15 protein-coding genes are annotated in these 20,741 nt (G+C 46.9%); 14 read left to right on the forward strand and 1 reads right to left on the reverse strand.

All coding sequences use genetic code 11. The annotated features are described in order from the left end of the window. The first annotated feature begins 112 nt into the window (after nt 1-112). The 12 genes from CS562_RS15140 to CS562_RS15195 all read left to right on the forward strand — a co-directional run bounded on the left by CS562_RS15140 (nt 113) and on the right by CS562_RS15195 (nt 17,755). A complete protein-coding gene (locus CS562_RS15140; RefSeq protein ID WP_180287146.1) occupies nt 113-2,449 on the forward strand; it encodes a helix-turn-helix domain-containing protein in 2,337 nt (778 codons plus the stop codon). A gap of 283 nt (nt 2,450-2,732) precedes the next feature. Continuing rightward, nucleotides 2,733-3,686 (forward strand): ABC transporter permease, encoded by a 954-nt coding sequence (locus tag CS562_RS15145; protein WP_063566889.1) that lies wholly within the window; start codon nt 2,733-2,735, stop codon nt 3,684-3,686. Nucleotides 3,687-3,731: 45 nt separating this feature from the next. After that, the gene (locus CS562_RS15150) at nt 3,732-4,604 is read left to right on the forward strand and encodes a carbohydrate ABC transporter permease (protein ID WP_099856844.1); all 873 of its coding nucleotides are present in this window, start codon (nt 3,732-3,734) and stop codon (nt 4,602-4,604) included. 65 nt (nt 4,605-4,669) lie between these two features. Next, the gene (locus CS562_RS15155) at nt 4,670-6,169 is read left to right on the forward strand and encodes an extracellular solute-binding protein (RefSeq protein ID WP_099856847.1); all 1,500 of its coding nucleotides are present in this window, start codon (nt 4,670-4,672) and stop codon (nt 6,167-6,169) included. 23 nt (nt 6,170-6,192) lie between these two features. Beyond that, the gene (locus tag CS562_RS15160) at nt 6,193-7,305 is read left to right on the forward strand and encodes a glycoside hydrolase family 88/105 protein (RefSeq protein ID WP_099856850.1); all 1,113 of its coding nucleotides are present in this window, start codon (nt 6,193-6,195) and stop codon (nt 7,303-7,305) included. 219 nt (nt 7,306-7,524) lie between these two features. Further along, the gene (locus CS562_RS15165) at nt 7,525-9,036 is read left to right on the forward strand and encodes an extracellular solute-binding protein (protein ID WP_099856853.1); all 1,512 of its coding nucleotides are present in this window, start codon (nt 7,525-7,527) and stop codon (nt 9,034-9,036) included. A gap of 165 nt (nt 9,037-9,201) precedes the next feature. After that, the gene (pulA, locus tag CS562_RS15170) at nt 9,202-11,253 is read left to right on the forward strand and encodes a type I pullulanase (RefSeq protein WP_099856856.1); all 2,052 of its coding nucleotides are present in this window, start codon (nt 9,202-9,204) and stop codon (nt 11,251-11,253) included. Between the two features lie 281 nt (nt 11,254-11,534). Continuing rightward, nucleotides 11,535-14,417 (forward strand): type I pullulanase, encoded by a 2,883-nt coding sequence (gene pulA, locus CS562_RS15175; RefSeq protein WP_099856859.1) that lies wholly within the window; start codon nt 11,535-11,537, stop codon nt 14,415-14,417. Nucleotides 14,418-14,695: 278 nt separating this feature from the next. Further along, on the forward strand, nt 14,696-15,328 hold the full coding sequence (locus tag CS562_RS15180) for a 50S ribosomal protein L25 (protein ID WP_076287804.1): 633 nt from the start codon (nt 14,696-14,698) through the stop codon (nt 15,326-15,328). 263 nt (nt 15,329-15,591) lie between these two features. Beyond that, a complete protein-coding gene (locus CS562_RS15185) occupies nt 15,592-16,110 on the forward strand; it encodes a hypothetical protein (RefSeq protein WP_099856861.1) in 519 nt (172 codons plus the stop codon). 271 nt (nt 16,111-16,381) lie between these two features. Further along, nucleotides 16,382-17,347 carry a helix-turn-helix transcriptional regulator gene (locus tag CS562_RS15190; RefSeq protein ID WP_099856864.1) on the forward strand — a complete coding sequence of 322 codons (966 nt, stop codon included), beginning with the start codon at nt 16,382-16,384 and terminating at the stop codon, nt 17,345-17,347. A gap of 45 nt (nt 17,348-17,392) precedes the next feature. Beyond that, the gene (locus tag CS562_RS15195) at nt 17,393-17,755 is read left to right on the forward strand and encodes an HIRAN domain-containing protein (protein ID WP_063566897.1); all 363 of its coding nucleotides are present in this window, start codon (nt 17,393-17,395) and stop codon (nt 17,753-17,755) included. A 23-nt stretch (nt 17,756-17,778) separates the two neighbouring features. Here the strand turns inward: CS562_RS15195 and CS562_RS15200 are convergent, their stop codons facing one another. Then, nucleotides 17,779-18,879, reverse strand: a complete 1,101-nt coding sequence (locus tag CS562_RS15200; RefSeq protein WP_099856867.1) for a glycosyltransferase family 4 protein — start codon at nt 18,877-18,879, stop codon at nt 17,779-17,781. A 174-nt stretch (nt 18,880-19,053) separates the two neighbouring features. Between CS562_RS15200 and CS562_RS15205 the strand changes: the two genes are divergently transcribed. Together CS562_RS15205 and CS562_RS15210 are read left to right on the forward strand one after the other, a co-directional pair. Continuing rightward, complete coding sequence (locus tag CS562_RS15205; protein ID WP_180287147.1) at nt 19,054-19,368, forward strand: DUF3817 domain-containing protein; 315 nt, start codon at nt 19,054-19,056, stop codon at nt 19,366-19,368. 285 nt (nt 19,369-19,653) lie between these two features. After that, nucleotides 19,654-20,472 carry a TerC family protein gene (locus CS562_RS15210; protein WP_076287809.1) on the forward strand — a complete coding sequence of 273 codons (819 nt, stop codon included), beginning with the start codon at nt 19,654-19,656 and terminating at the stop codon, nt 20,470-20,472. Nucleotides 20,473-20,741: the final 269 nt, after the last annotated feature.

Genomic DNA, 20,741 nt, shown 5'->3' on the forward strand with positions numbered 1-20,741 from the left:
AAATTAATCCAATGAAAGCGATATTATACATACGTTTTGCATAAGTACGGGAAGTGATTCCGAAATCGTTCTCGTTCAAATCACGCAAAATGCACAAAGGAGGATGCTCTTTTTGCCTAAATACCTGCTGCGTTTGCTCTGTTTTACCATGATACTCGGAGCCCTTCCGGTCATTGTTATTGGTTCGGTCTCCTATTCTATTGCCTCAAGTGACATTGAGCAGAAGGTGCGGGAGAGTAATTTGCAGATTCTGCATCAGACCCAAATGCGGGTAGAGCAAGTATTGCGCAGCCTGCAATTATCGTCCATCCAGTATGTGAATTCTCCACTGGTATTACAAGCGATGAAAAAACCGCTGGACAGCAGCGAATTTCAGGAAATTCGAGATCTGACTTCCGGATTTAATAATTTGCAATCGGTTACAAATATCGATCAGGCTTATCTCGTGAATCTGGATGAAGACTGGGTTGTATCGATGCGATCTTTCGGAAAATTGGATGATTTCAGTATTCGGGACCGGATTGGTTCCTATTTGAAATATACAAACAGCCTGTTTTGGGTGACGCAAAATGTGAGTTCAACCAAAGAAAGTATACCGGTATCGGCCGGAGTCGGTGAAGCGGCACAAGAACAAGCGCCTACCCTTATTTCATCCGACAATGTGGTCAGCATGGTATTCAAGATTCCGATGATACCAACGAATGTGAAACCAAAGGGGTTTCTGGTTATAGACATAGCCGATACAGAGCTAAGTACATTTCTAAGTCGAAATCCGAATTCAGGGGATATGTACGTCCTTGATCGGGAGCAGAAATATTTTCTCAACGATACAGAACAAGACGGGAAATACGACACGCTGAATCAGGAAATCCACGAAAAGGTACAAACGACGGGACAGTCGGAGGGTTTTTTCAGCGCAGAGGTGGAAGGAAGCCAGGTGGCGGTTAGCTACAGGCAGTCCCCACTTAATGGCTGGTTGTATGTATCTGTTGTATCGCTGAGTCAGATAACCGCCCAGTCGCAGAAAATTGCATTGGTTACAGGTGTGGCTACGCTGGTCATGTTATGTTTAACGGGACTAGTAGCCTTTTATGGCAGTCGCAAGATGTACTCTCCCATTTCCAGACTTCTGCAGTTTACGAAAGGACTGGATTCTCCAATGGCTCCGTCGGGACGCCGTCAGGATGAATTTATATACATTGAAGAGCAATTATCGACTTTGTTCAGTTCGGAGAAAACGATGCGTGAGCAGATGAAGGGCCAGCATATTCATTTGCAGGAATTTTTTATGACCAAACTGCTTACAGGCAAAATATCAGAAGATGACTTCAGATATCAGGGTCAGTTATACGATTTTCCAACCTCATGGGCTAGACTTGGGGTACTTACACTTCAAATTGACACCCTTGAAGGGACAAGGTATGAAGAGCAGGACCGGGATCTGCTGCTGTTCGCGTTAAACAATATGGTCGCTGAACTGCTGCCCTCTGAGATTCGGTTTGCACCTGTCATGATTGATGACGCCCAAGTTACGGTATTGGCATCCGTGTTGGATGATGAAGTAAAACTAAAAGAGTGGATGCACACTCAAGCGGAAATGATCCGTGAGCGGGTCGTGACCTATCTGAATCTGCCTGTAAGTATCGGTATTAGTCGTTCCTATTCTGCAATAGGTGATTCGCCACGGGCTTACCAGGAGAGTCGTGAGGCTCTGCAAGGCAGGGTAAGTCTGGGCAGCCGTATTATTTTGCATTACGAGGATATTCAGCCGCGCGGACAGACGGAGGCAGCGTTATATACACAGCTCAGGATGATTGAGGACCAGTTGGCTTCTGCGCTCAAGCAAGGGGACGAGGAGAAAACCGATGCGTACTTTAAGCAATACCTCAGTCTGCTCGCAGACAAGAAGCTACACTTCAGCGAATACCCGGTTATCATGGTTCAACTGTTGTCCCGTGTGTATCAGCTTGTACAGGAGCAGGGTGGGAATGTTGCGGAAGTATTGGGTGAAAAGGCCTCCATGGCTCGATTGCTGAAGTTGTCCACATTGGATGAAATGACGAACTGGTTCCGCAAATGTTTATTTCAACCCGTCATTCGATTCTGGCGCGAACAGGAAGAGTCTCAATATTTGAATATTGCCCGGCGCATGATTCGGCTGATCGAGGAGCGATATGATCGCGAATTGTCGTTGGAAGCTTGCGCAGAAGAACTGAATTTTCATCCAGTCTATCTGAGCCGTGTGTTCAAGAAGGAGGCTGGCGTGAACTTTACGGAATACCTTGCCGAATACCGGATGGAAAAAGCCAAGACCTGGCTGCAGACGACGAACCTGAAAATATCGGAGATTGCCGAGAAACTCAATTACACGAACCCTACCGCTTTTATCCGTACATTTCGTAAAATTACGGGAACTACCCCCGGAAAATACCGGGAGCAGCAGCGATAAAAGCAACCTGCTCTGCCTGCCATGGCAGGCAGGTTTTTCTTTGTTTTTGGGTCATTCTTTGTTCTGTGTTCGGAGCAGAGTTAAGACGGGAATATCGAAGGTTAAATGTGGTTCATTCAGGGGAGAAACCCAGAGTTACAAATGCCTTAAATCCTTGCTGCATAAGGGAAAACAAGAAGCTAAAACGAGACGATAGCCAGTTACCCGTTTATCCTCCACAATGAAGACATGAATTCAGGAAGTGATATTTTGTAATCGTTTCCAACGTGGGGAGGAAGACACTATGAAAGCCGAAACGGCGGCTCGAACACGACCCGCTACCCGCAGTGACAAAAACCTGCTGTGGAGGGACATCATCAAAAACCGGTGGCTCTATATTATGTTGATACCGGGCGTGCTCTACTTTGTTATTTTCAAATACATACCCATGTACGGCATTACGATGGCTTTTCAGGATTACACGCCATACAAGGGCATTCTGGGCAGTGACTGGGTAGGGTTCAAGCACTTCCAGCGTTTCTTCGGGGAACCGCAGTTCTGGACCTTGTTCCGGAATACGTTTTTGCTAGCGATTTATAATATGGTGTTCTTCTTCCCGCTGCCAATTGTATTGGCACTCATGATGAATGAAGTTCGCCGTGAACGGTTCAAACGATTTGTACAGACGCTGGTATATGTTCCGCACTTTGTTTCCTGGGTTGTTGTGGTTGGTGTGTTCTACATGCTGTTCACAACCGAGGGTGGAGCTATTAACGAATTACTTTATAACCTGACGGGGCAAAAAGTGGCTTTCCTGCTTGAGCCTGGCTGGTTTCGAACGATGATTGTTGGACAATCCATCTGGAAAGAGGTAGGCTGGGGCACGATTATTTTCCTGGCGGCACTTTCCGGTGTAGATACACAGCTCTATGAAGCTGCACGGATGGATGGTGCCAACCGTTGGCGCCAGACTTGGCATATTACGCTGCCTGCCATTCGTAGTACGATCATTATTTTGCTCATTCTGCGTCTGGGTAACTTCCTGGATACAGGCTTTGAACAGATCTTCCTGATGCTGACGCCGACGAACCGGGATGTGGGTGAGGTATTTGATACCTACGTCTACACCAAAGGTCTCACACAGGCACAGTACAGCTATAGTGCTGCTGTTGGTTTGTTCAAGTCGGTGGTCGGACTGGCGCTTGTACTGGGTGCTAATACGATGGCCAAAAAATTCGGGGAGGAAGGCGTCTACTAACGCTTGGCAGCAGACGTTCTTCACCAGACAGGAGTGAACATTAAGATGCAACAGGATAAAACGTGGGGCAACCGGATTTTTGATATCCTCAATCATGGCTTTCTGCTTTTGATCGGAATCGTGACCGTTATACCGTTCATTTATATTTTGGCCGTCTCGTTTACGAGTCCACATGAAGTGGCCAAGGGAGGATTCATTCTTTTTCCGAAAGAATTTTCCCTTGCTGCTTACCGTTACATCTTCTCTACAGACACATTGATTCGCAGTCTGGGTGTATCAATCTACATCACCGTCATCGGAACACTGCTTAACCTGCTGCTCACGTCGCTGATGGCGTATCCGCTCTCCAGAAGATACTTGCGTGGACGTCAGCCGATCTTGCTGGGGGTACTGTTCACCATGCTGTTCAGCGGCGGAATGATCCCAACCTACTTTGTCGTAAAATCATTGCACCTGACGGATACATTATGGTCATTGATGCTGCCTACCGCCATTAGTGCGTTCAACCTGATCGTACTTAAGAACTTCTTCCAAGCCATACCGGACGAACTGGAGGATGCCGCCAAAATCGATGGATGTAACGATGTGGGCGTATTGTTCCGAATTGTGCTTCCTTTGTCGATGCCAGCAATGGCTACCTTCTCTCTCTTTTACGCGGTGGCTCACTGGAACAGCTTCTTCAACGCCGTAATCTATATCAACGATAGTGAAAAGTGGCCTGTGCAGGTATGGCTGCGTGAAATTGTCATCCTGGCTCAGAGTCGGATCGGGGATACCAGTATCGAAGAGACCGAGATTCAGCCGCTTACCATTCGTATGGCCGTTATCGTGTTCTCCACGATTCCAATCATGCTGGTATACCCGTTCCTGCAAAAGCACTTTGCCAAAGGAGTGATGCTGGGATCGGTAAAAGGTTGAAATTACGCATGATTGTACATCAGAACGGGTTCATGACTGTATAAAAAAGGGGAGGTTTTCGTTTAATGAAAGCAACAAAAAAGAAAGCCGTAGCTGTCTTAAGCACATTGGCATTGGTAACAGGCCTGCTGGCAGGATGCGGATCGGATGAAGGTCAGGCTGCTGAGGGCGGCGTGCAGAACGTGTCCATTGCAATAGCACAGGTGGGCGACGTACCGAGCAAAGGTAATGAGGTTCAGCAAAAGATCGAGGCGTATACGAACACCAAACTGGACATTCAATGGATTCCGGCTTCGGCTTACAATGACAAAATTAATGTCATGATCGCATCCAGCGATATGCCCAAAATTGTGAAAGTGCAGTATAACCCAACCGTAACCAGTGCGATGCGTAACGATGTATTCTGGGAAGTTGGGCCTTTGTTGAAGGATTATAAAAATCTGTCTGCACAGAACGAGCGTTTCTTCGACAATATCAAGGTGGAAGGCAAGATCTACGGGGTACCCGTATTCTCTGATATTGCCCGAGCAACGGTGATTTACCGTAAAGACTGGTTTGATAAGTTGAATCTCAAGGTACCAACGACACCGGATGAATGGTATGAAACGATCAAAACGCTGGCGACCTCCGATCCGGATGGAGACGGTCAGGATAATACGTTTGGACTAATGCTTTTCAAAAAGTATAACGAGGATCAATATTCCTTCACTACACGTCTTGGCGTAAGTTTTGGTGCACCAAACAAGTGGAAGGTGGAAGATGACGGCAGTTTTACGCCGGAATTCATGACACCGGAATATATGCAGGTGCTGGATTTGCTGAAACGATTGTATAGCGAGAAATTGCTGAATCAGGACTTTGCTGTATTTGATTCCACAGAAGCGGAGAAGAAATATGATACAGGCGTTGTCGGCATGCGTATCGGTGTCGCCCAGAACGGGAAGAGCCAGCAAGAGCGTCTGTCCAAGAACGACCCGGATGGCGTAGTAGACATTGCAGGTTTGCTTGGTGTGAGTGGCGACCGTGTAGCGGGGCAGACGGGTAACTCCGGTATTCTGGCTTTTCCGAAAGCGACGGTGAAATCGGAAGACGAGTTGAAAAACCTGTTGTCTTTCCTGGATAAATTAATGGACCCGGAGATGGCGACGCTGCTGATGCGTGGCATTGAAGACAAACATTACAAGAAGGCTGGCGAAGACCAAGTGGAGATGAGCGACTTCGATGCATTCCAGCGTGAAGTGAAGCCATATCGTGATAACTTGCCTTACGTGGAAGGATACAATGTGCCGAAATTGAAAGATACCGAACTCGGTGAGAAGGGTACGGAACTTGCCAAAGAGCTGGCGGAACATGCTGTGCCAAACCCTGCATTAACCTTGTATTCGTCTACTTATGGCGACCGTGGGGCAGATCTGGATCAGATGATTGCAGATGCGCAGACCAAATATATTATGGGCAAAATCGATGAAAATGGCTGGAAACAGGAAATCGAGAATTGGGGCAATGCGGGTGGTACCAAAATTCGTGAGGAATATGCCGAAGACTACAAAAAACAGGCTAAATAAAAAGCCGGAAGCGGAGGAACATCATGAAAGAAACCCTGCAATTCACACCGGTACGGATGGCTGAACAGTTCATGGAAAGTTATCGCAATCATGAGTTATATCCGACCTGGCATTATGAAAATGGTTGTCTGCTGAAAGCGCTGGAAGAGCTGTACACCCATACCGGAGAACAGAAATATTTCGACTACATCCGTGAACTGATGGATAACTTCATTCAGGAGGATGGCTCGATTCGCTCCTATGTAGTCGAGGAATATAACCTGGACCAGATTAACCAGGGGAAATCGCTGTTCCTGTTGCTGGACAAAACGGGTGAAGAGAAATACCGTAAAGCCGCGGATTTGCTCATGGTACAGCTTAAGGGACAGCCTCTTACCAGTGAAGGCGGATTCTGGCACAAGAAAATCTATCCGTTCCAGATGTGGCTGGATGGGCTGTACATGGCAACGCCGTTTCTCACGCAATATGGTGCGGTTACTGGCGAGGAGAAGTGGTTTGACAAAGCGGCATTACAGCTGCTGCTGGTGGAGAAACGTACACGTGATCCACGCAGCGGTCTGCTGTACCATGCCTGGGATGAGAGCAGGGAACAGCGCTGGAGCTCAGGAGAAACCGGATGCTCTCCACATGTATGGAGCCGGGCGATGGGCTGGTATGTGATGGCGGTAGTGGATACATTGGATCATCTGCCTGTAGATCATGAGCATCGCGGTCAGATTGTGGGGATTTTCGAACGTGTAGCGAATGCACTTGTACATGTACAGGACCAACAGTCCGGGTTATGGCCTCATTTGCTCGATCAACCAGGGCGTGAGCGTAATTATTTGGAGGCATCGGGGACCTCAATGTTTGTGTATGCACTAGCGAAGGGTGTACGTAAGGGTTATCTGAGTGGCAAGTTTAAAGCGATCGCAGAAAAGGGTTATCAAGGTCTGCTGCTGCATCTGCTGCAAACGGATCGTGAAGGTGTATTGTCCCTGACGCAGTGTAACGGTGGGGCAGGTCTGGGCGGTACCCCGTATCGTGACGGGTCATACGAGTATTATGTGACTGAATCCATTCGGATCAATGATCCGAAATCGGTAGCTCCATTTATTTTGGCAGGAGTGGAAATGGAACTTTACAAGCCCAACTAACATGTACATGAGAACGGAGAGGACAGAAATAACCTGAGGAAGCGAAGCGTTCGCCTAAAAGCTTTCTGAAAGAAAGCTGCATCGGAAGCATACGCTTATCACCGGATTTTCCCTTCTGAAGAAGGGAATCAAAAAAATCTGGGGATAACAGCGATCAGAAGGTTGTTCTGTCATCGGAGTGCTTATGTACATAACCTTTATCCAAAGGAGAGATGGTTCATGAGTCCAAAAGGTCGGATGTCTCGTTTAGGCGGATTGGTCGTGGTTGGTGCAATGTCCGCTGGACTGCTTGCAGGGTGTGGGGGAGAGAAAGCGCCTGCGGCAGGGGAAGGCAAGCTTCCCGTTTCGATTTCTTTGATGCAGGTTGGTGATGTGCCAGCCAAGGAGAACGGGATTGAACAAAAGATTGAGGAATATACGAATACGGATGTCAGTGTACAGTGGATTCCGCAGTCTGCTTTTGATGATAAAGTGAACGTCATGGTAGCTTCGGGCGAGATGCCGACCATTATGCGGGTGAATTATGTACCCACAACATTTAACGCAGCCAAAACGGGGCTGTTCTGGGAAATTGGACCGTACCTGAAGGATTACAAAAACCTGTCTGCCCAATCCGAGGCTTATTTTGACAATATCAAAATCGAAGGAAAGGTCTACGGGGTACCCAACTTCCGCGATATCGGGCGTACAGCCATCGTGTATCGCAAGGACTGGTTCGACAAGTTGAAGCTGGATGTACCGAAAACGCTCGATGACTGGTACGAAGTGATGCGCTCCATTCGCAAGGATGATCCTGATGGTAATGGCAAGGAAGACACGTATGGAACGGTACTGTTCAAAAAGTACAATGAAGGCGTATCCTCGCCGCTGACACGAATCGCCGTAAGTATTGGTGGGGTGAACAAGTGGGGTGTGGACGATGCGGGTAAACTTACCCCTGAATTCCTGACCACAGAATATGTGGATACGATGAAGCTGTTCAAGCGTCTATTCAGTGAGGGATTGATCAACAGTGACTTCCCAGCGCTGGACCCTTCCGATGCGGACAAAAAAATCGACTCCGGTCTCGTAGCCATGAAGCTGAACGGTGTTGCTCAAAACGGAAAGTCGTTCCAGCAACGGCTGACACCAAATGTGCCTGATGGCGAGATTGATGTGGCCCCGTTCCAAGGACCGGATGGCATTCGAATTGCCGGGGAACCGGGGAACTATGGGATGCTTGTCATTCCCAAAGCTTCCGTACCGGACGAAGAACAGTTAAAACAGGTGCTGACGTTCCTGGATCAACTGATGGATGAACCACTGAGTACACTTCAGCTGCGAGGTCTGGAAGATGTGCACTATACGAAGACTTCGGATGGCAAAACCGAGTTCAAGGACTTCGACGGATACCAGCGTGAAGTGAAGCCTTATCGTGACAATCTGCTAAGCGTTGAAGGTTATAATGTACCTGAGCTTGTCGATGTACCAATCGGTATGAAGGGAACGAAGATGGCACGTGAAAATGAGCAGTATGCTATTCCAAATCCGGCGCTGACCTTGTCTTCTGCCATCTATACTGAGCGTGGCCAGGAGCTGGACCAGATGATCTGGGATGCACAGACCAAATACATTATGGGCAAAATCGATGATGCTGGCTGGGAGCAGGAAGTGGCGAACTGGAGAAAATCCGGTGGCGACCAGCTCATTTCCGAATTTGAAGCGTCTTATGCCCAGCTGAACGGGAAGTAATTAGAAGAACAAGCTGTGTTTTGCGTGAAATGACGTGAAGCATGGCTTGTTTTTTTAAGTTCTTTTTCATCCCCGAGATTATGGTTAGGTAACAGAAGGGGTATAAAAGGTAAGGAGCATTTGTTCACATCCATTTTATTGCTCATCGAGAGGGGAATATACAGCATGATTGATGACCATCACAAGTTAGACGTATTAAACGTAGTAGATACATACCAAGGAAGAGATCTGGGTGTCACGATGGAACCACAAGCCTGTAGTTTCAAAGTGTGGGCACCTACCGCAAAGCAGGTAGATGTGCTGTTATCCCCGCCTTCAACAGGGGGAAGTCCCAATGAACAGAAGAATAAGGACGAACAGAAAGAAATACCTATGAACAAGCAGGATCAGGGCATCTGGACCCTGAAACTCGAAGGTGAGTGGAACGGTTATCGTTATATGTACAGAGCCACCTTTGAGGACGGACGGCAGGAGATAGCGGTTGATCCCTATGCACGAGCTGTGACCATGAATGGAGAAATGGGAGTCATCGTCAGACTGGAACAGACCCACCCGAATGGCTGGAATGAGGACATTCGTCCAGAACTGGCGAGCCCGGTAGATGCGGTCTTATATGAGCTGCATGTGCGCGATTTCTCGATCCATGAGTCATCCAGCATGAGGCACAAAGGAAAGTATCTGGCTTTTACCGAGACAGGTCTGCGCGATTCCAACGGGAATACACTGGGGATCGATCATTTGGCTGAGCTGGGAATTACTCATGTACATCTGCTACCGGTATTTGATTTTGCGACAGTGGACGAATCGAAGGCAGATGACGGGACTTCCGATTGCTCACGTTATAACTGGGGCTATGATCCGCTCCACTACAACGTTCCAGAAGGCTCCTATGCATCCCGTGCAGATGAACCGGAGACAAGAATTCGAGAGCTCAAATCGATGGTGCTCGCCCTTCATGAGAAGGGTATCGGAGTCATTATGGATGTGGTGTACAATCATACGTTTGATACGGCAGCCAGTTCATTTGAGAAGCTTGTTCCAGGGTATTACTACCGTCAGAATCCGGATGGCACGTACAGCAATGGATCAGGTACAGGCAATGAAGTGGCAACTGAGCGCCCGATGGTGCGCAAGTTCATTATCGATTCCGTACGATACTGGGCAGAGGAATACCATGTGGACGGGTTTCGTTTTGACCTGATGGGTCTGATCGACACGACAACGATGAAAGAGCTCGCAGCAGAACTGCATGCCGAGGTTTCTCCATCCATTCTCTTATACGGTGAACCTTGGGGTGCGCTGGAATCACCCCTTGGAGATCAAATGACACTTAAGGGAGCACAGCGTGAAGCTGGATTTGCTGTATTTAATGATAACCTCCGTGGAGCGATCAAAGGGGATAGTGATGGAACGGGAACCGGATTTGCTACAGGAGCGGAGGAAAAAGAAGACGATATATGGACAGGCGTACGGGGTGCCATTACCGATTTTACCGCTGGCCCATCTGAAACGATTAATTATGTAACTGTACATGATAATCTCAACCTGTGGGACAAAGTCGCCCAGACACAAGGATTGCACGATACGCTGGGATTTATCACATATAGCGAGGATGGTCGTGTGAAAGGCAGCGCCAACGTGGCAGAGGCTGTACAGCAGGCGAAGCCGTATTTGCACGTTGACCCGGATCACATACTGGAGAACGAATCGGTCCGGCGCTGTCTGCTTGCTAATGGCATCGTATTGACTTCCCAGGGGGTCCCATTGCTTGCGGCTGGAGATGAACTTCTGCGAAGTAAATTTGGCGATGCCAACAGTCATGAGAGTGGAGATTCAGTCAATGCCATTCGGTGGGAGCAAAAGCAGCAGTTTAAGCCTGTTTATGATTATTATCGTGGCCTGATCCGTCTTCGGCGCGAGCATCCTGCTTTTCGTCTTCGCACCCGGGAAGAGATTGAGCTCCATGTTCAATTGCTTGAAAAAGGAAAAGGGCTGTTGGCCTATGAACTGTCAGGAACGTCTGTGGGAGATTCATGGGGACGGATAATCGTTATCTACAATGCTTCCAAAGAAACCCGTACAATCTGCGTTTCTTCAGGTACATGGAATGTGGTTGTAGAGCAGGGGCAGGCTGGCACCGAGACGTTGCGTACAACCAAAGAAGGCCAGGTCAGCGTTCCCGCTATATCCATGACGGTTATGTATTCAGGTGAGTGAACTTATTGCACCCTTTCTCCATTGTGGAGCGAGGGTGTTTTTCTTTTTCCATCTTTTTTTCATCAGGACAGGTACAAATGCTGTCAATCTATGGCGCTTGTTTACATATGCTGTATCTTGAAAGCGATTGCTGTGAGGATTTACTTTACATTCAATATGCTAATTGAAAGCCTCTGCTCAACCGATATGTTGAGTACAGACAACCCCGGGTTGACAAATGACGTCTCGCTCCGTAACATCGGGACAACACGAAATCAATGGATATAAAGGCGGTGGGAACGATGCCGGAATGGACATCTTTTCGTTATGAAGGCAACGATCTTGGCTTAACATATACGCGTACAGCAAGCACATTCAAGCTGTGGGCACCTACAGCTCAGCAGGTTTCATTACTCATTTTTGATAATGAGGGACATTATGATACAACTGGTAAAGTAACCGAACATGATGACGGACAGAAACGGTCGATGACCCGTGATTCGGATGGAATATGGAGTGTACAGCTTGAAGGGGATTGGGCCGGACATTATTATATGTATCACATTACCCATGATGATCAACTTATTGCAGTGGCACCCGATCCTTACGCTCGTGCTGTATCGGCGAATGGACAGCGAACAGCCATCATTGACATGGATACAACCAATCCAGTGGATTGGGAAGAGGATGTGAAGCCCGTATTTCTGCGTCCGGCAGATGCAGTTCTATATGAATTACATGTGCGAGACTTCTCCTCCGACCCCCATGCTGATATTCCATATAAGGGCAAATATTTGGCATTTACGGCTTCCGGGTTGACGGACAGAGGTGGAAATTCCATCGGTGTAGATCATCTTGTCGAACTCGGCATCACGCATGTACATCTTCTGCCTGTAGCGGATTATCAGACGGTTGATGAATTGGCAGTGACAACGGACGTCGGCTCGAATGCCAAATTGCCATACAACTGGGGTTATGATCCGCAGCACTATAACGTGCCGGAAGGTTCCTATGCGACCAATCCGCGTGATCCTGCGATTCGAATCAGGGAATTCAAGGCGCTCATTCATTCCTTGCACCGACAAGGCATCCGTGTTGTGCTTGATGTGGTTTATAACCATACGTACAGCGTGGATGATGGACCTTTTGAACGGATTGTACCAAGTTATTATTACCGTTACCGTGAGGATGGCAAATTGAGCAATGGTTCGGGTGTAGGCAATGAACTGGCTACGGAGCGCCCTATGGTGCGAAAATATATTTTGGACTCTCTCCTGTATTGGGCAGAGGAATATCATGTGGACGGGTTTCGCTTCGACCTCATGGGGCTGATTGATACAGACACGATGAACGAAGTGACCCGCGAGCTGAGAGAACAGATTGATCCGGCTTTTCTGATCTACGGGGAGCCGTGGACAGGCGGAGATTCACCTCTGGATCGAAAAACGTTAAAAGGAACACAACGCGGTCAGGGATTTGCTGTATTTAACGATCATTTCCGCAGTGCTATCAAAGGGGATAGTGATGGGATCGGTAAAGGTTTTGTTACCGGAGCAGACGGTAAGGAGTACGAAATAGCCATGGGTGTAGCCGGAGCGCTAGATGATTTCACATCTTCACCAGTGGAATCCGTCAATTATGTAACGGCACATGATAATCTCAACTTATGGGACAAAATCGCAACAACGATGTACCTCAGGCATGATCTCGGTTACCCGGTATGGAGAGACGGGCAGCCTGTAGAAGGAGGCAGTGCAGAATCGGCGGTTAAAGCGGCGGACCCTTATCGTTATGTCGATGCGGATGATGTACTTGATCATGAGATGGTTCGACGTTCCTTGCTCTCAACAGGGATTTTGCTTACCTCACAGGGTATTCCATTTCTTCATGCAGGAGATGAGATGCTGAGATCCAAAGCAGGAGATCACAATAGTTATCGCAGCGGGGACGCCGTGAATACGATCACTTGGGCTAACAAAGCTCGATTCAGACCTGTTTTTGACTATTATCGTGGCTTGATTCATCTGCGTCGCACACATCCGGCCTTTCGCATGATTAACGCCGAACAGGTAAGGAATCATCTTCGCATGATGCGAGCAGAAGGAAATGTGGTTGCATTTACACTGGATCACGGAGCGAATCAGGATACCTGGAATCAGATCGTGGTAATCTACAACGGAACGGGTCAGCAGCAGCAAGTGAGTCTGCCGGAGGGTGATTGGCATATTGTTGTGAATGATCACCAAGCAGGTACAGACCTCATTGAGACGGTGAGCGGGAACGCAATGGTAGAACGGTGGTCGTTGATGGTACTATACGACACGGAATATGCTGGTGGTACTGAACCGGCTGTGATTGAGATTCATTCGCCGCGTCTTGTGTACAGTGCCGGAGAGATTGCTGGTTTGCGAGCATCAGTCAGAGACCGTTTTGGTAATGTAGTGGAAAATGCATCTGTGACCTGGAGCTCTTCGAACCCACAGATTATTGCGATTCAATCCGCCGATGGGACAATTCATATGGGGGAGATTGGGGAAGCCACGATCAGCGTCCAATGTGGCACGATTACCACAGAGTGTACGCTGCAGGTTGATCACCTCCATCCGGAACGAATTGAAATTATTGGGGAATCTGTAATGTACACGACACGTGTCAGTCGATTCCGCGCCTTGGTTCTGGATCAATTCGGCCAGCCTCTGCAAGGTATGAATATACGGTGGAGCTCGTCTAAGGTGGATCATGCAGTGGTTAGTACAGCAGGAATTGTGCGTGCTTTAACACCAGGGTCTGCCCAGATTACCGCGGAGGCTGGAGGGATTCAGGCATCGCTGAATGTCAAAATCCACAAACCAATTTCGCGAATTGTCACTCTCCGATATGAACGGGAAGATCAGCATTATGAGGGATGGGACGTCTGGGTATGGGGCACAGGCATGGAGGATGGAGCTGTCCCATTTGAGCGAGTGGGTAATGCAGCAGAAGCCCGTTTTCGGGTGGCTGCAGGACTGCATCATCTAGGCTTAATTATTCGGTTGAATGAATGGGAAGCCAAAGATACCTGCGGAGATCGTTATGTTGATATCGGTCCTGAAGACGGAGATGTGCACATTATCGTTCACAGTGGGTCGGATCAAATGCAGGTTATCCGTGAAAGTGATGATGAGGATGATCGTAACAGCGCATAGCTGGCTAAGTTATAACTTCATACAAAGGTTGAAAATTATAGGCTTAAAAAGCGGTCGGAAGGTATTCCGACCGCTTTTTTGTTCATTAGAAAGCCCCTTTTTCACCAGAAAAATAAAAAAACTGAACATGTTAGTGTTTGAGATGGTCTTTCATTGGGGTAAATATAGATATGGCCCCAGATTCGGCCACGCACGAAAAGGCCATTCTGGTCTAAGAGAGAAGCTTACGGCTTCCTAACAAATATAAGTAAGGATCCCTTGAAGGAGGATGTTCAATCATGAAATCCAACGGAAAAATGGCTCAACTTACGGCAACACCAAGAACTGAAAAGAAAGGTGCAGCATTGCGCCTGTTAAGACAAGGCGGACGTGTTCCGGCTGTCGTTTATGGCCCGGGATTAGAAGGTGCCGCAATACATGTAGATGAAAAAGAAGTGCTGAAAGTAGCACGTACAGGTCGCTCCGAGATGTTCAACCTCAATCTTGAGGGTGGCAAAACGGTTCCAGTGTTGATCAAGGATCAACAGGAACGCAACGGACGTCTGCTGCACGTGGACTTCCTGCAAATTTCGAAGAATAAACCGATCAGCGTTAGTGTATCGATCGACTTCCAAGGTACCGCAGCCGGCTCCAAGGCAGGCGGTGTGTTCCAGACACAGGAAACTCAACTGGAGGTCGAAGGACTTCCGGCTGATCTGCCAACCTCCATTGAGGTGGATGTTAGCGGACTGGAAATTGGTGATCGTTTGACAGCTGGAGATATCAAGCTCGATAAAGGTCTGACTCTGGTGACGTCAGGTGATTCCATCATCGCTTCCGTGATGCCGCCACAAGCGGCTGAGGAAGAGCCTACGGCCTCTGCTGATGAAGCAGCACCGGCAGCACCAGAAGAACCAGCTAAAGAAGAATAGGGAGTCAGAATATTTATTATTCTGTATCTCAACCAAGCCCGGTCATCACGACCGGGCTTTTTATATTGGAAATGGACAAGTGGAGTCGCAGGAGATGCGCGATAATGAATGTCGTTTTGACTTATGAAAGATTGCTACATAGTCGCGTTATTCGGTATGATGACGGGGAGCTGTTTGCGTGAAACAACGTTACAGTATACTATGTTTCGGAGCAGCAACAATTCATTTCGGAATAATTTGCATAAGAAAGCAGGTTTCACAACATGTTTGATCCGACGATTTATGACAATTTGAAAGTAGGCTTCGAAAATTACCTATATGATCTCGATAATTTGGATGAACTTATTTCCATAACGGATCGGAAGGATCAGATTGAGTTGGCCCGTATGTCCAGAGAGTTGGTGCTGCAATTCTGCCTGCGAGATTGCCCTGACGTAACAGCCGAAGTGGTACTGAACACATCGCTTGAGGATCTCGCGGCTGAGATTCTGGAGACACCAGGAGTTCTATCAGGTTGCCGTTTGCGGTTGCGGTTCAGAATGGTTGTTAGGGAGCCTGAGACTCAATGTCCTGCAATTAGCTCCATATTACAAGAGAGCTGGTCGGAACAACGAAAATTGCAGCATATTCATTATATATTTGAAGATCAGCCAGCAACTTATGCTATCACAGCTGAAGTACATTTTGACCGCAGTGTGAATGAAGATCAGATGGGAGATATCCCTGATCTGTGCGATCATATGGTCAATGTGCTGACTAAATTATTGCAATTGCACAAATAAACAAGCGAAAAAGTCTTGTCTCTGGTCCAAGAGACAAGACTTTTTTTATTTTTTTTGAATGCTAAATAGGCTATCAGGCGTAGGTATAAGGACTTGAAGTTAATATTTTACGCAAGCAAGTAAGAGAATGTATATTTAATAAGCCGAATAAGTGCGATTGGACTATATACATAAGGTGAAATTGCGAAAATAAGTTTGGGACTAAAGATTTAGTACCGGACTAAAGGAACTAGTTTTCCTTGCCGATAAAATATCGAAGGGGAGAAACTACATGACAGAGAAATTAATTCGTCTTCTGCGTATACTTCAGGCTATACAAGCGAATCCCGGAATTTCCGCCAAAGAATTGGCGTTGAAATGCGGTACAACTGTGCGCACGATTTATCGCGATCTCCGAATTTTGGACAGGGTTGCCCCTATCATGAATGAAGGTTATGGCAAGGGGTATCGGTTCATTGGTGAATTTGCCATGTATCCTCTGGATTTTACCGAACAGGAAGCGATAGTATTCTCCATGCTTCCATCCGTGGTGGATACTTCGCAACTCCCGGCTGAATTTGATTCAGCCTTTGACAAGGTGATGACAGCCCATACGAAAATGAAATCGAGAAACAGTGACATTGTAGAAAATATTGCAGGCATTATTCGTATGGGTACACCTGCATACCGGGAAGAAGGGAAGTATCCCAACTTGCTTATCCCGGTCATTGAAGCCATTCTGGATCAAAAAACGATTCGAACCCAATATCACACGCTTACGAAAAATGAAATAACGGTCCGCGACATTGACCCCTATTACCTCATTCCGCGCGATCAGCGTTTCTACTTAATTGGTTATTGCCACTTGCTGCAGAAAGTCCGTTTGTTTCGGATCAGTCGCTTTCTGGACGTTATACAGACCAATACCCATTTTGTTATGGGTGATTTCAACATAACGCAGTTCATGAAAAACACATGGTCCATTGATCGTGGGGATAAACTTATCCATTTCAAAGTAAGATTCACTGAGAAAGTGGCCCCCTACATAAAAGAAGAAGAAATGTTTGTTCGTCCACGAATGACAGATACGCCTGATGGCGGATTGTTATTTGAAGTTACGCTGAACAGTAGTCGTGAATTTCTGAAATGGTTATATCAATTTGGCCCCGAAGCGGAGGTCCTTGAACCCCGCGAATATCGTAAAGAAATTCGTGAACAACTCATAGAGTGGATGAAACATTATGAGGAAGATCAATAATTCAACCCAACTAAATTAAAAAAATGTGTAAAAGGAGCTTTTGTGATGAGTACCAAATTATTTGCAGCCATGTATGGAATGGAGCATTATCATGGTGTAGAAGCTTTAAACGTAGGCGATATCCTGTTTCTGGTCAAAGACCCCGACAATCGGGTAGACTCTCGAGCCATCAAGGTAGTAGTTCCCCCCATTGGGACGGTTGGATATATTGTTAATAATCCACTGCTCGCTCCTCACGGCTGCTGGACTGGCTCGGGAATTTATGATGCTTTCCGCCAACAAACATGCGCTAAGGTGAGATTTGCCATGAAAGATATGATTATTGTGGAGTTAATTGAAATGATGTATGTTCCTGTTCCGCATATGGATAGCTTTATTGCAGACTGGCAGTCACGTGAAAAAGCTTAACAAAAGCACAGCATATACAAGATTTATCCTCGGATAAGTTTTGTATAGGCTGCTTCAAGATGCATGGCTGTCCGGGCCCAACTGAACTGTTCAACTGCACTGGCACGGCCAGCTTCTCCAAGCGAAAGAGCGAGAGAAGGATTGTCTGCCAGTTTAGACAGGTAAGCAGCGAAACTTTGGGGGTTGTGATACTGTCTTACAAGGTATCCATTACTCCCCGATACAATGATTTCACGAATGCCTCCATTGTCTGAAGCAATGACGGGTAGTCCTGAAGCCATAGCTTCAACATTAACCAGCCCGAAGGCCTCATGTTGTTGGGAAGGACACACCAGGCAGTCCACAGCCCTGTACAAACGGTCAATGTGCTCATGGGCGATCTGACCTCGGAAGGTGGCATCAACCTTTAATTTTCGGACAAGCTGTCGCAGCTTGCGGACGTAAACTGGAGGTCCCTTACCTGCAATGATCAGTTGCACGGATACCTGCTGCTGAATAAGAGCTACGGCACGAATCAGTACATCCACACCTTTGCCGGGAATTAGTCGGCCTACATACAGAATGGAAAATGGGCCTGTGATACCGAACTGCTTCCGCAGAAGCTGCTGCTCTCCTTTAGCTGCAGGCAAAAAACGGCTTAGGTCCACGCCCAGTGGTACAACACCCATCCGTCGTTTTAAGGATGGGAATCGGCGACCCAGCCTTTGTCTGAGGGATTGACTATTAACGGCAATCCAATTCGCTTTTTTTAACAGCGCTAATCTTGCTGGTCCTGGTTGTGCAAAGGTTAACGAATGAAGATAGAGCACCACAGGTAACGTAGGGAAAGCGCGTTTAATTGCAGCCATACTATGAGGTCTGTTGTCTACCTGAATAAGATCGAAGGGTTGGATTTTCAGAAAACGGATCACTGCCCTTGTGTACTCGCTGGGGCTGGTTGATGGTACACGACGGATCACTATGCCATCTATTTGCTCTGTAATGGCAAGACCGGGCATCTGACGGCTTATGATCGTCACCTGGTGACGGAGAGCAAGTTCACGAGCAATGCCGAGGATACAGATTTCGACTGATCCGTTACCTGGGACTGGCAATTTTTCAGGCGCTATCAGGGCTATTTTCATCAACAGGTTCCTCCTTGTCCATATTCGCAACAATCTATCTTGGTCATATATCCTATGTGCATCGGGTGGATTTGGCTCCTGTAGAACTGCGCGTGAGGGTAAATTTCGTTTTTGTGATATACTGTACGGGATGCAATGAAATCGTTGCGCGTATTTAGAAGCAGGAGGAAAAAAATGTTACATTCAACACTCAGCCGCTTTCGACTGCTGTTGTGGTTGCAGGGGCTTTCATATGTACTTTTGTTATTTGTTGCTTTTCCATTAAGAGAATCAGGGATCATGCCAAAGGCAGTCACGTGGTTTGGCAACATCTATGGCTTTTTATTTCTGATGTATTTATTATTTATGGTGAGTCTGTATACCACTCAAAAATGGCGTTTGCGTCGTCCAATTGCTTTGTTTTTTATCTCGTTTATCCCACTGGGTAATTTCATCTATGATTTGCTGGTCTTTCGCAAGCTGCTCCGCAGACAGTCAAATAAAGCTTGACTTTGCTTATCGTTATGAATATGATGAGAACAGATTATTGAACCTGTTTCAACTTAAAACTAAATATTCCTGATGTTAAAGGGGAGTAGCTTTCACAGTAAAGTCGTCAGTTCGGGATTACATCCCCGGCTTTATTGGCAGCAATTTTGTTGTTAGCGAGACCTTTACCAAGTTTTCATGCTGGGTAAAGGTCTCTTTTCGTGAATATAAAGGACCTTACCAGCGATGGTAAAGGTCCTTTTTTTTGTACATCATAAGGATAAGGATACTAAGGAGGAGTAAAATTTGGAGTTATCGTTATTATTGGAGTATGGGTGGGTTCTTGTCGTCTTAGTAGTCCTGGAGGGGTTACTTGCCGCGGATAATGCATTGGTTCTTGCCATTATGGTTAAGCATTTACCTGATGATAAACGCAAAAAGGCGTTGTTTTATGGTTTAATGGGAGCGTTCATTTTCCGATTGGGGTCACTATTCCTCATCTCGTTCCTCGTGGACGTATGGCAGGTTCAAGCAATTGGTGCCCTGTATCTGTTGTACATCTCCATTAACCACATTGTCAAAAAGGTGTTGGGTAGCCGAAACAAAACAGATGAAGCGGCTGATTCCGCTCCAAAAAAACCAAAAAAACAATCTGGTTTCTGGATGACTGTATTCAAGGTGGAAGTGGCAGATATCGCGTTCGCGGTCGATTCCATTCTCGCAGCTGTGGCGCTGGCTGTTGCATTGCCACCAAGTGGTTTGCCTCCGATCGGCGGACTTGACGGTGGACAGTTTATCGTCATCTTCCTCGGCGGATTTATCGGCCTTGTCATCATGAGATTTGCGGCTTCCTTCTTCGTTAAACTGCTTCATTCCCGTCCAGGACTTGAAGTTGCAGCCTTCGTTATCGTTGGCTGGGTTGGGGTTAAGTTGGCTGTGATTACACTTGCACATCCTTCACTGGGCGTTCTGGATGAGCATTTCCCGGAAAATAAAATTTGGAAATTTGGTTTCTACATTGTGCTGATTACGATTGCGGTATGTGGTTGGTTCCTGTCCTCCAAGGTGCCTGAAAAAGAAGATGAAAATCCTGTGGAAGAATTGGAAAAACAAGCAGGGAAATGATAAGATACAAAGTCAAATCTGTCAAAACATGTACCATCAATAATCGATATATAATCTCATAATATGCTTGAGTAAGCAGGGTCTGTTCCTTACAGACCCTGCTTTTTTTATATACGTTATTAGCACGAATTTAAATCTAATGCATATGCAAAATAGGGAATTTTCCAAGAAAAGGGTTGACACATCGAAACGAGTCCGCTTAATATAAACATAATATTAATGAAGGGAGGCCGAGAGATATGATGGTTGGTTATGATTTGAAATCCACA

This window comes from Paenibacillus sp. LK1, from assembly GCF_002750415.1.
Classification (GTDB): domain Bacteria; phylum Bacillota; class Bacilli; order Paenibacillales; family Paenibacillaceae; genus Paenibacillus; species Paenibacillus taichungensis.